Consider the following 12,502-nt stretch of genomic DNA (forward strand, 5'->3'; position numbering starts at 1 on the left):
CAGCGCAACGACCCAGGCCAGGACCGATGCGCAACTGCTCCGAATCCCTCCCGCAGCGCGTGCGAGCAACTTAAATGGATCAGCTTATCGCAAAGCTCTCGAAGCTCGGTATAGTCAGAGGCGACTTCGACCTGCATCTCGTTCGGGCGGCCATGGTCGTCGTCTTCTTCGTCTTCGGTGGCCAGAAGTGGTTCGACTACGAGGCCCACGCGCTGGTCCCGTTCATCAGCCATGGCCCCCTGATCTTCTGGCTCTATCCTGCTTTTGGCGTACGCGGCGCCGCCTTCTTTCTCGGCAGCGCAGAATGGGTGATCGGCGGCCTCATGTTACTGGGCTTTTGGAATAGGAAGGTGGCGATCTTCGGCTCGTTGGGCTCATGCGTAACTTGCCTGGCCACTGTCAGCATAATTCCCTTCTTTCCAGAGCCCTGGGCGGCGCCCGCCGGCGGATTTCCCGCTGCCACGTTGCCATTTCTCTTTCTGATGAAGGACGTCGTGCTACTCGCCGCGTCGGTCTATCTGCTCAAGCAGGATATCCTGCGCGCAGGCGCGAGCGCCCCAGAACGACCAGAACGAATGGAATTCGTGGAAATCGCTCGCGAGGAGCGAAGCAATAGTGCTTCGCATTTCATCGTCCAACCCACCGGAGAGAACGGATGAGTATTCTGGATGCAAAAACACGGCAGTCTGCCCCGCTCCAAACACCAACAGACCAGCCGCCAGATGCCGTCCGCGATATCTCAGGCGCATTGAACGTGCTCCTCTCTGATATGTTCGCAGCGTATCTGAAAACGAAAAATTTTCACTGGCACATATCGGGACCGCACTTTCGCGATTTTCATCTGCTACTCGATGAGCAAGGCGACGAGATCTTCGCGACAACCGATGCCATCGCCGAACGCGTTCGCAAGATCGGCGGGACGACGCTCCGGTCGATCGGACACATCGCACGTTTGACACGGATTCTGGACAACGACGCGGAGTTTGTGACCCCGATGGACATGCTCGCCGAGCTTCGCGACGACAACAAGCAACTCGCCTCAAGTATGCGCGAGGCCCATGGCGTCTGCGACGAGTACGGCGACGTGGCGACCGCGAGCCTGTTGGAGAACTGGATCGACGAAGCCGAGCGACGCACCTGGTTCTTGTTCGAAGCCACCCGCCACGCCGATCGCCGGACATAGGCGCGTACCGCGTTCGAAGTGGAGATCATGCGGTCTAGTCCAAAGGAGGACGGCTGATGGGCAGCTTCCTCAACGCGCTAAGATGAGCGACCGAGATCAGCCGCCTCGCTTAGCCTGTTTGTGAGCCTAAACAGCCGGAATCCGGCATCGCGCAGCTTCTGCAGCGTACCGGCACTTCCGGAAACAAGTCTCAAAGGGCGGCTTGATACCGCGCTTCGGCCGGATTAGCTGCGAGTGCTGCGCGTGGGCAAGGGCCGCAACAACGGTTATTGTAAGGCATTTTTCGAGGGAGTACGCTCGTCGGCAGACAATTAGCGGCCTTTCTTTCGGTGAGAGGGCTGGGGATCTGGGACCTGCAGATGATCGTGTCCTCTCGCTTTGCCATCAAGGGTGATCGAGACATCGAGATCCTGTGGGAGGACGGCGAACGCATCTTCTGCCGTGAACGGCGACTGAATGCGGACGGCAAGCTCAGCAGGGTTCTTGTTGTGAGGCTCGCCGCCGAGCATCCAATACCGGCCAGCCTCGACCAACTTGCTCACGAATACGCATTGAGGCATGAGCTGGAGGAGGCTTGGGCCGTGCGGCCGCTGGAGCTGGTCCACGAGCGCGGACGAACCATCTTGACGCTCGAAGATCCAGGCGCCGAGCCCCTCGACCGCCTGTTCGGCGTCCCCATAGAGTTGGACCGCTTTTTACGGCTCGCGATCGCCATCGCCGCAGCCCTCACGCAACTTCACCGGCGTGGCCTGATCCACAAGGATCTGAAGCCGGCACATATTCTCGTGAATGCCGCAGGCGAGATCAAGTTCACGGGATTCGGCATTGCATCGCGCCTTTCACGCGAGCGACAGGCGATTGATCCGCCCGAGACCATCGCTGGAACCCTCGCCTATATGGCGCCCGAACAAACCGGCCGGATGAACCGCTCGATCGACTCCCGCAGCGACTTGTACGCCCTCGGCGTCACGTTTTACCAGATGCTCACGGGTGCCCTACCATTCACGGCCGCCGATCCCATGGAATGGCTGCACTGCCATATCGCGAGGCAACCGATAGCACCAGCTGAACGGACACAGGGCGTGCCTGGCGCAGTCTCTGCGATCATCATGAAGCTTCTGGCCAAGACAGCCGAGGAGCGCTATCAGACCGCCGCCGGCCTCAAGCACGACCTCCAGCGCTGCCTTGCCACGTGGGAAGCGCGGGGCCGGATCGAAGACTTTGTCCTCGGACAAGCCGATACACCAGACCGGCTTCTGATCCCCGAGAAGCTGTACGGGAGAGAGCGCGAGATCGGAAACCTGCTGGCCTCGTTCGGTCGCGTCGCCCGAGAGGGTACCCCCGAGCTGGTGCTCGTGTCTGGCCATTCCGGTATTGGCAAGTCCGCGTTAGTCCACGAAGTGCATAAAGCATTGGTGCCTGGTCTCTTCGCATCGGGTAAATTTGATCAGCATAAGCGCGATGTGCCCTATGCGACGCTCGCTCAGGCATTTCAGGGCCTCATTCGAGGCCTTCTGGCGAAGAGCGATGCCGACCTAGCACCCTGGCGCGAGGCTCTGAACGAAGCCCTGGGCCCGCTGGGCCAGCTCATGATCGATCTGGTCCCTGAACTGCACCTGATCATCGGCGAGCAGCCGCCGGTGCCGGACGCGTCGCCACAAGACGCGCACCGACGCATTCAACTGGTCGTTCGGCGCTTCATTGGCGTCTTCGCCACCGCAAGCCATCCTCTCGCTCTCTTCCTTGACGACCTGCAGTGGCTGGATGTCGCCACTTTGGATTTAATCGAGAGTCTATTGGCGCCATCCGATCTGCCATATCTGTTCCTCATCGGGGCCTATCGCCACAACGAGGTCGATGCCAAGCATCCGCTATCACGAAAACTCGTTGCAGTTCGCGAATGCGGTGCGCGGGTGCTAGAGATCAGCCTCGCACCTCTCACCCGCGGCAGTGTGGAGCAGTATACGATCGACGCACTTCGCTGCGAGCCGGCGCGCGCGGCGCCACTAGCGCAGCTCATGCATGAGAAATCGGGCGGCAATCCATTTTTCCTGATCCAATTTTTGTCCGCGCTCGCAGAAGAGGGATTGCTCGCATTCGATCATGAAAAGGCGCTGTGGTGTTGGGATCTCGAGCACATCCATGCCAAAGGCTACACGGAGAACGTCGCGGACCTGATGGTCGAGAAGCTGAGCGGCTTGCGCCGCGAAACACGGCAGGCCTTGCTTGAATTGGCTTGCTTGGGCGATGGCGCCGAGGTGACGACGCTCTTCGTCGTGCACGGGACATCAGAGCAAGAGGTTCATGCGGATTTGCGCGACGCGGCTCGTCTTGGGTTGGTTCGACTTCTCAATAGCTCCTACGCCTTCGTTCACGACCGCGTGCGGGAGGCCGCTTATGCGCTGGAGCCGGACGAAGTCAAGCGGGCGGCTCTACATCTTCGGATTGGCAGATTACTGGCAGCAGACCAGGGACAGCAAGAGACGAGCGAGAGGCTCTACGCCGTCGCCAACCAGCTCAACCGCGGAATCACCGCTTTGTCGAGCGAGTCTGAACGGGAACAGATCATTGCCGTCAATCTCGCTGCCGGCCGTCGCGCGCGGAATGCAGCGGCATACCATGCCGCCATAGTTTACCTTGAAATCGCCCGCAAGCTGCTCGGAGAGGAAGCCCATCCGCGCTGCAGCCGGACCGCTTTCGCTGTCGCGTTGCTGCATGCCGAGTGCGAATTTCTTGTCGGTCACTTAGACGTCGCCGAAGCGGAATTGATCGTCCTGTCGCAGAGCTGCTCGGACCTTCAGGCGAGCGCGAATGTAACCCGGCTTCGGGCACAGCTCTACACCGTGGAAGGTGGGCTTCAGCATGCGGTCGATGTCTGTCTCGCGTTCTTGCGCCAGGTCGGGATCGACTGGTCCCGTCACCCGAGCCGTAGCCAAGTAGACGATGAGCGGCAACACTTGCGAAATCTGGCCGGAGAATTGTCCGACGACCAGCTTCGCGCATTGCCATCAATGACCGATGCCGGCCACCATGCAACCATGGGCGTTTTGGCCGACCTCGTCACGCCAGCGTTTCTTACCGATCGCAACCTGTCCGATATGATGCTTCTGGCAGCCACGCGGCTTACGCTCGAGCATGGGATCTGCCCCGAATCCTGCTATCCATTGACCACCGTATTCGGCGTTCTGGCCAGCAATTCAGCCGATGCAGAGCTTGGATTCCGGCTATCACAATTTGGAGCTGCCCTTGCCGATAAGCAGCCGCAACTGGGACTGAGCGGACGGGCGCTTCTGGTATTCGGTCTGCATGTGACGCCATGGGTTCGTCCGATCCGATCCGGTCGATCATTCATGCAGCGCAGTCTTGAAATTTGCTTGGCGGTCGGAGATTTGGCTTTTGCTGCGTACTCGCATCGCGGACTGTTGTCAGTGGCGCTCTTCTGCGGTGATCCGCTCTCGGAGGTCTGTTTGCACGCTGAGCAGGCAATTGCCTTCGCGGAAGCCTCGGGCAACTGGCTATCCACCGAGTTTGCAGTCCTACAAAGAAATCTAGCACTTGGCCTGATGGGGCACGATGAGGAACACAGTTTCGAAGTACCAGCCAGCATCGGGCCTCATCCTTCGGACGGCAAGGAGCCGTTAAGCGCCTTTTTTTACTACACGATGCAAATCCAGCTGAACCTGCTTGCAGGACGTCACGAGCTCGCGCTTGCCCTCGCCGAACGCGCAGACAAACTCTCATGGTGCGTCAGGGCCTATTCGGAGTTCGCCGAATATCGATTCTATACGGGGCTCGCCCATGCTGTTGCCTATCATGCATGTCTGCCTGAAGACTGTGAAAAGCACGCCAAGGGAGTCCGTGAACATCACCGCAAGCTCACAAACTGGTCCGCCCGCTGCCCGGCGAACTTCGCCGGACGACAGGCGCTGCTAGCAGCGGAGATCGCACGCATCGAGGGTCGCGAACTTGAAGCGGAGCGGCTTTACGAAGAGTCGATCCAGTTGGCCGAGGAAGCCGGATTCGTGCAGATAGAAGCGATTGCCGCAGAGCGCGCTGCATACTTCCATGAAGCGCGTCGCATGAAAACGGTCGTCCTCTCTTATATGGCAAAAGCACGCGATAGCTACCTGCGTTGGGGGGCTGAGGCGAAAGTACGGCAGCTCGACGAGATGTATCCGAGCCTCCGAGAGAGAGAAGCCACACCGGCTGGACCGCGTACGATCGCGACGCCGGCAGAACATCTGGACCTTGCAACGGTGCTCAAAGTATCCGAGGCCGTATCGGGTGAGATCGTACAGGAGAAGCTCATCGATACGGTGCTGCGCACAGCCATCGAACATGCCGGCGCCGAACGCGGTCTTCTGATTTTGCCGAAAGGTTCACAGCTGCGGATCCAGGCGGAAGCGACAACCACTGGCCGGGCGATCGCGGTCGATCTTGACGAAATGCCGATCTCCGGCGCCGAAATACCGGATTCCCTCGTTCTTTACGCTGCGCGCACGCAGCAAAGTGTCATTCTCGACGATGCCTCGGCCAGCAGCGCCTTTGCCGCAGACCGCTACTTTCATCGCAAGCGCGCCCGATCGGTATTATGTCTGCCACTCGTCAAGCAAGGCCGGGCAGTAGCCTTCCTGTATCTCGAAAACAATCTCGCGCCGCGCGTGTTCACGCCCGCCCGCGTTGCGGTTCTGAAGTTTCTTGCGTCCGAGGCAGCCACATCGCTGGATAATGCGCGCCTCTACCGGGAACTCCAGGAGCGAGAATCTCGGATACGCCGTCTGGTTGATTCCAATATCATCGGGATCTTTATCTTCGATCATGCGCCTGACATCCTCGAGGCCAACCAATCGTTCCTCAAGACCATCGGATACGACCGGGAGGATCTCAAGGCGGGGCGGTTGTGCTGGGCCGAGTTGACGCCACCGGAATGGCAAGACCGCACCGCTCGCGCCCGGGCGGAATTAAAGGCGACCGGAGTTGCACAGCCCTTCGAGAAAGAGTTCCTTCGCAAGGACGGCAGCCGAGTGCCGGTGCTGACCGGCGGCGCGTTGTTCGAGGATGAGCGCGAGCAGGGTGTTGCCTTCGTGCTGGATCTCAGTGAGCGCAAGCGCGCGGAAGCTGAAGCGCGTGAGAGCGAGCAGCGCTACCGCGAGGCGCAGATGGAGCTGGCTCACGCAAACCGCGTCGCAGTGACGGGGCAGCTCACGGCGTCGATTGCCCACGAAGTCAACCAGCCAAATACCGCTATCATCGCCAGCGCCCAGGCGGCTTTGCGTTGGCTGGAGCGTGACCCTCCTGGCCTGGAGCAGGCGCGCAACGCGCTCACACGCGTCGTGCAGAACAGCATCCGCTCAGGCGAAGTGATCGGACGAATACGCGATCTTATAAAGAAAGCGCCGCCCAAACGGGATTCATTGGCGCTCAACGAGGTAATACGCAATGTCATCGAGCTCACTCAGACCGAAGCAGCACGAAACGGCGTCGCGGTCCGAACTACATTCGCGGAAGGCTTGCCCAAGATCATCGGAGATCGCGTCCAACTGCAGCAAGTCACCGTTAACCTGATCCTGAATGCAATCGAGGCAATGGGCGAAACAAACAAAGGGGCGCGAGAAATTCTGATCCGCACCGAGGGAGCCGATTCGGATAGCGTACTCGTATCCATTGCGGATACAGGTCCGGGATTGGCGCCGGAAAGCTTTGAGCGTCTCTTCGAGCCATTCTACACGACCAAACCGGGCGGTTTTGGCATCGGACTATCGATATGCCGTTCAATCATCGTTGCGCACGGCGGTAGGCTCTGGGCCGATGCAAATGTGCCCCGAGGAGCTATTTTCCAGTTTACAGTCCCCGTCGATGGACTTCGAATTGGTTGAGTTCGAGGAAGGCTGGATAGCCGCCGCGAGCACGTTGCGCTGATGTTCGAACCGGGCCGCTATCCCTCTACTTCTCCGGAGACGAAAGCGGCCGATTGGCGCCGACTCGTGACGATCGCCTTCCCAATTCCGACGCATTGAATAGGTCTGCGCGATCCTGACGAGGCCTCTGCCCTCTCCGATGCTCGGCACGGCGATTTCACACTCGACTCGGCCTGCGGCATTCGCGAAACCCATACCAAGGTCGGTGCTCACCCATCACAATCGAGAGATTGTGAGCAAGCGAAACCGAAAGCATGCTCCGGCTGATCGCCGAGCGGAGGCGGCTTGGGTGAATTCAATGCGCTCACCATGCGACCGCCGGCCAGTGAAACTCGTACATTCACCGTCAGCCGCATCGACCATCGACAGCCAATAAGGGAACAGTCATGTTGACCCAAAGCACAGCCTCGCTTTCCGACGAACTCGCATACGTCTCGGCCCAGGAACTTGCCGCTCGGATCCGGCGTCGCGATTTGTCGCCTGTTGAAGTCGTTGAGGCATTCATTCCGCGCATCGAGGCGCGCAATCCGAGCCTGAATGCTTTCATCTACCTCGATTTCGAGGGCGCGCGGAAAAGGGCCAAGGAGCTCGAGAGGGCCCTGATGGCTGGTGACCAATTGGGACCCCTGCATGGCGTTCCGTCCGCTCTCAAGGACTTATTCGATTTCAAGCCGGGATGGCCTGCAAGCCTGGGCGGCTTCAGCGCGCTCAAGCACCACGTGGTCAATTCCTACTGCGTGTTCTGCGAACGCATGGAAAAGCGCGGTGGAGCAGTGCTCCTGGGAAAGACGAACAGCGCCCTTATGGGATTCCGTGCGACTTGTGACAACTATCTGTTCGGGCCTACGCGCAACCCGTTCAATCTTGCCAAGAACAGCGGCGGCTCCTCTGGCGGCAGCGCTGCGGCGGTGGCCGACGGACTACTGCCCATTGCCGAGGGAACCGATGCAGGCGGATCCATTCGCGTTCCCTCGGCATGGTGTGGCACCTATGGATTCAAAGCTTCCTTCGGCAGAGTGCCCTTCGTGGTGAGTGGCAACGCATTCGGCGCTACCGACTCGCCCTTCCTCTTCGAGGGGCCGATCACCCGGAACGTGGAGGATGCGGCGATAGCGTTGAACGTGCTCGCCGGCCAGGACGCGCGGGACCCCTTCAGCATCATCGAGCCGGCAGTCGATTTCACGGCGGCGACCCGCCGCTCCATCCGCGGCCTCAAGATCGGCTATAGCCCGAACTTGGACATCTTTCCCGTGGATCGAGGCGTGGCGGAAACAGTCGAGCGGTCAGTTCGCATCTTCGAGGATGCCGGCGCGCACGTCGAGCAGGTCAAGCTCGGTATCAAGCGTTCGCACAAGGAGCTGACCGATGCCTGGTCGGGACTCTACATGCTGCTCAACCTGCAGGCGTTCGAGAACATGAAGCGGGACGGCATAGATCTGCTCGGCCAACATCAGAAGGATTTCCCGCCTCAGTATCTTGAGTGGGTCGAGAAGGCCAAGCGGCTTTCGGGGCTCGATTTCTTCCGGAGTCAGGCTATCCGCGGCGAGATCTATAGCGCGATTCAAGGCGTACTGAACGATTATGATCTGCTTGTTACGCCAACCACAGCCTGCCCGCCCGTGGACAATGCGAAGGACGGCAATACGGTCGGACCGAGCTCGATCAACGGTGTGGAAATCGACCCGCTTGTCGGCTGGGCCATGACCTACTTTGTCAATTTCAGCGGCCACCCGGCGGCATCGGTGCCCGCTGGACTATTCGACGGCCTGCCGATCGGGATGCAGATCGTTGGTCGCCGAAACGCCGATAGCGACGTTCTGGCGGCCAGTGCAGCATTCGAACGCCTTCAGCCGTGGCACCAAAACTACAATATCTGCAAGGCGCGATCGCTGCAGGTGTAAGGTCGATCGAGCCGTCGAGGTTCTCAAATCGGATTTGTCAGCGACCGGTCGATACGCGGCCGGCCGCATTTCCATATCTGGATCTGACCAGGCGATGTTTTCAGCCTTCGGCGGTGTTGGCGTCAGGCCGCCACCAGCTCGCCCGCCTATCGCACGAGACCGAGGAAATTCGTAATCGGCGTGGGAAATATTAGAAAGGCGAAGCGGGAGGCCCTTACCACTAGGCCCTCGTCTCCTCACAGCCGTTGCCGACGGCCCTCGATTCGATCACATGTGGCTATACGGCTATCCCGCGATGGCAACAAGGCTGCACGAAGTTGCCTGAGACTTGGAATCGCGTCCGCTTGCAACATTCGCCGCCGCTCTCAAGAGCCGATCAGTCGATCCCAGACAGTCTCGCACGGCGACCAAGCGCCACCATTATGAGCGCAAGATCGTGGAGGATCGCAGTTTGGCGCGCAAAATTGTATGATTGGTAGCGGGAGAGCGACTCGAACCCTGCGGCTATCCGCTGAGCGAACTGCAGCACGGCGCGAATTGCGCACAAGTGCATCATTCGACTAGGTGTCCGATCTGTTGTAAGCATCCGGTGTGGGCCACAGGCGGGTTAGCCCTTACCTGACGAGGAAATCAGAAAAGGCAGAAGCGCTAGGAATAAGGTGAGGATCGGCATGCCATAAAACACGATCAGGGCCGGCGCACGCCGATTAGAATAGCGCTCGATCAGGATCGCATGAACAATGCGATTAGTTTCCTGCCAGCCGCTTCCGCTATTTCGGATGTCGTTCAAAGCAGCTCTCCGAATACTCGCAATGAAAGCGACATATACAGCGATCAGAACGAGATACACGTAGAACCCGTACTCACCGATCAGCTTGACCATTTCCTGAAGCGCCGCATAGATACTCATGGCCGGTTGCCCCCTCTAGAGACATTTCGCGAATAGCTCTCTAGCAATGCTGGCAACATGATACGATAGTCGTCACGCAGCAGCCTCATCAACTCGCAGATCACGCCGCCTGTGCAGCAATCGCTGATCCCTGCGTCCAATTCCAGGGCAGTAGCTCCTCGAGCCGATGAGCTGGGTGGGCGGCGATGCGGGCAAGGATATCCGTGAGCCAAGCCTGCGGATCGACGCCGTTCATTTTGGCCGTGATGATCAAGCTGTACAAGGAAGCCGCGCGCCGTCCGCCGCGATCAGAGCCGCAGAACAACCAGGATTTTCGTCCAAGAGCGATGCCTCGCAAGCCTCTTTCGGCGGCATTGTTCGATAGACACACGCGTCCGTCTTCCAGGAACCGCGTGAAGCTCGCCCATCGCTTCAGGATGTAGTTGAACGCCTTGGCCAGGTCGTGACCGCGGGACAGTTTGGCGAGCTGCTCCCGCATGTAGACCTGAAGATCCTCGACCAGAGGCCGGCTCAGCGTCTGTCGCATCTCCAAACGCCCTTCGGGGCTCCTGCCATTGATGGAGCGCTCGATCTCGAACAGCGCATCGATCCGCCGCACGACCTCGACCGCGATGGGCGAGAGCGGGATCTCCTTCTTGCCGGTGGCCTTGCGACGGGCATTCTCTTCGATATCGGCCATGGCGAAGAATGGGCGCCGCGCATGGACCCAACACGCCGCTTCCCGGATCGGTCCTGGGTGGCGTCCGGCCAGATAGAGCTGGTTGTACCCGTCATAGGCGTCGGCCTGCAGGATGCCGGCATACCCCGCCAGATGCGCCTGGGGATGCTCGCCCTTGCGGTCGCGTGAGTAATAGAACATCGCCGCCGGCGGGTCCGTGCTTCCAAACGGCCGGTCGTCCCGGACGTAGATCCAGCATCGTCCCGTATCGGTTTTGCCCTTAGCCAGCACCGGCACCGTCGTATCATCGGCATGCAGGCGCTCGGCCGCCATGACATGGGCTTCGACCAGGCGCAGCAGAGGATCCAGCGCCGCACTGACCGATCCCACGGCGTCCGCCATGGTCGACAGCGCGATCGACACGCCTTCCAGGGCGTAGCGCTCAGCTTGACGGTTTAAAGGCTGATGTTGGCCGAACTTCTCGAACATGATCATGGCCAACAGGCTCGGGCCAGCCCATCCCCGTGCGACGGCATGGAATGGCGCCGGGGCCTGGCTAATCTTCTCGCAGTCGCGGCAGGAGAACTTCTCCCGGACCGTCTCGATCACCTTCCACTGACGCGGCACCACTTCCAGCGTGCGCGTCACGTCCTCGCCGAGCTTGCGCAGGTGATTGCTGCCGCAGCATTCACAAGCCGTAGGCCCATCGATCACCACCCGCTCCCGGGGCAGATGCTCGGGGAAGGTCTGGCGCTCGGCGCGCTTGCGGGTAAATCCGCGCACCGCCGTCGTTATCCTGGCTACGGCCCGTTCCGCCGCCAGCTCGTCTTCGGTGGCGTCGGCTTCCATCTCCTCGAATGTCAGAGCCAACTGCTCAATCAGGCGCGACGAACGTTCCGACCGCTGGCCGTAGATCTGATGCCTTAGCTTGGCGATCTGCAGCTTCTGCTGGGCGATCAGCGCCTCGTCTTCCGACGCTTTCGCGCGAGCAACCGCAAGTTCAGCGGCAATCTCCAAACCTCTCGCGCGCTCGACTGCCAGCACCGCTTTCAAGGCGGCAATGTCATCCGGAACAGCGTCGCGCTCAGCATCCATGCGTCACAGTGAATCACAGATTGGAAGCGTTGGGACTCCCCAAAAATGCAAAAAAATATGCTGGATTTTGGGCTCAGCCTGCGCTCTGCGGGCGCCAACTCAGTTGTGGATTCCGCCAGTCGATCCCTTCCAGCATATAGGCCATCTGCGCCGCCGAGATCGATACTGCGCCGTCCGACGCCGATGGCCAGATGAACTTGCCGCGATCCAGCCGCTTGGCGTAGAGCGATATGCCCAACCCGTCATGCCAGAGGATCTTGACCAGATCGCCGCGGCGCCCCCTGAAGATGTAAAGATCGCCAGCATGAGGATCGCGCTTCAGGCTCTCCTGAACAGCAAGCGCCAGGCTTTGCATCCCGCGGCGCATGTCGGTGTGGCCGGTGGCGATCCAGACCCTGACGCCGCTCGGGATCGGGATCATCGCCGTCTCAGAAGCTCAAGAACACGCTGCAGCGCCTCAACGTCCACGTCGCGGTCAACGCGAACACGACAGCCGCCAAGCTCGATCTCGATAATGCCGGCCCTTGCACGTTGCGCAGGCGGTGAAGACACCGCTTGTGGCGCGCCACTCGAGATCGGAGCCGCCGCAGGCGTGATCTCAACCGGAAAAAGCACTGGCGTGGCATCGCCGCTCAGCTTGCCTTCGCGCGCCAATCGGCGCCACGTGAACAATTGGCTTGTCGACAGCCCGTTACGTCGCGCAGTCACCGACACCAGACGCGACCCGCCATAGCTCTCGCTGACGATCCGCTGCTTTTCTTCCAATGTCCAACGGCGCCGTGCGCCCGTCGAGACGACTTCAAGTCGGGAAACCTTCGGCATAGGCATATGGTCAGT

Annotated in this window: 8 protein-coding genes; 4 read left to right on the forward strand and 4 right to left on the reverse strand. The window is 60.1% G+C overall.

The features are described from left to right. The first annotated feature begins 74 nt into the window (after window positions 1-74). The 4 genes from BM222_RS00520 to BM222_RS00535 all read left to right on the forward strand — a co-directional run bounded on the left by BM222_RS00520 (window position 75) and on the right by BM222_RS00535 (window position 9,002). Window positions 75-659, forward strand: a complete 585-nt coding sequence (locus tag BM222_RS00520) for a YkgB family protein (protein WP_092226213.1) — start codon at window positions 75-77, stop codon at window positions 657-659. Continuing rightward, window positions 656-1,183: a Dps family protein gene (locus BM222_RS00525; RefSeq protein ID WP_092226217.1), complete on the forward strand. Its 528-nt coding sequence runs from the start codon at window positions 656-658 to the stop codon at window positions 1,181-1,183. Before BM222_RS00520 ends, BM222_RS00525 begins: the two co-directional genes overlap by 4 nt. 359 nt (window positions 1,184-1,542) lie before the next feature. Beyond that, the gene (locus BM222_RS00530) at window positions 1,543-7,059 is read left to right on the forward strand and encodes a trifunctional serine/threonine-protein kinase/ATP-binding protein/sensor histidine kinase (RefSeq protein ID WP_244546968.1); all 5,517 of its coding nucleotides are present in this window, start codon (window positions 1,543-1,545) and stop codon (window positions 7,057-7,059) included. A 428-nt stretch (window positions 7,060-7,487) separates the two neighbouring features. Next, complete coding sequence (locus BM222_RS00535; RefSeq protein WP_092226220.1) at window positions 7,488-9,002, forward strand: amidase; 1,515 nt, start codon at window positions 7,488-7,490, stop codon at window positions 9,000-9,002. A 607-nt stretch (window positions 9,003-9,609) separates the two neighbouring features. On the opposite strand, the gene BM222_RS00545 is transcribed toward BM222_RS00535, so the two are convergent. From BM222_RS00545 to tnpA, 4 genes are all read right to left on the reverse strand, one after another. Further along, window positions 9,610-9,912 carry a hypothetical protein gene (locus BM222_RS00545; RefSeq protein WP_092226225.1) on the reverse strand — a complete coding sequence of 101 codons (303 nt, stop codon included), beginning with the start codon at window positions 9,910-9,912 and terminating at the stop codon, window positions 9,610-9,612. A 100-nt stretch (window positions 9,913-10,012) separates the two neighbouring features. Beyond that, window positions 10,013-11,665, reverse strand: coding sequence for an IS66 family transposase (gene tnpC, locus BM222_RS00550; protein WP_092226227.1), 1,653 nt, complete (start codon window positions 11,663-11,665; stop codon window positions 10,013-10,015). A gap of 73 nt (window positions 11,666-11,738) precedes the next feature. Continuing rightward, window positions 11,739-12,086 carry an IS66 family insertion sequence element accessory protein TnpB gene (tnpB, locus tag BM222_RS00555; protein WP_092226229.1) on the reverse strand — a complete coding sequence of 116 codons (348 nt, stop codon included), beginning with the start codon at window positions 12,084-12,086 and terminating at the stop codon, window positions 11,739-11,741. Continuing rightward, window positions 12,083-12,487, reverse strand: coding sequence for an IS66-like element accessory protein TnpA (tnpA, locus tag BM222_RS00560; RefSeq protein ID WP_244546969.1), 405 nt, complete (start codon window positions 12,485-12,487; stop codon window positions 12,083-12,085). Before tnpA ends, tnpB begins: the two co-directional genes overlap by 4 nt. Window positions 12,488-12,502 lie beyond the last annotated feature (15 nt).

The organism is Bradyrhizobium sp. Gha, from assembly GCF_900113735.1.
GTDB lineage: Bacteria > Pseudomonadota > Alphaproteobacteria > Rhizobiales > Xanthobacteraceae > Bradyrhizobium.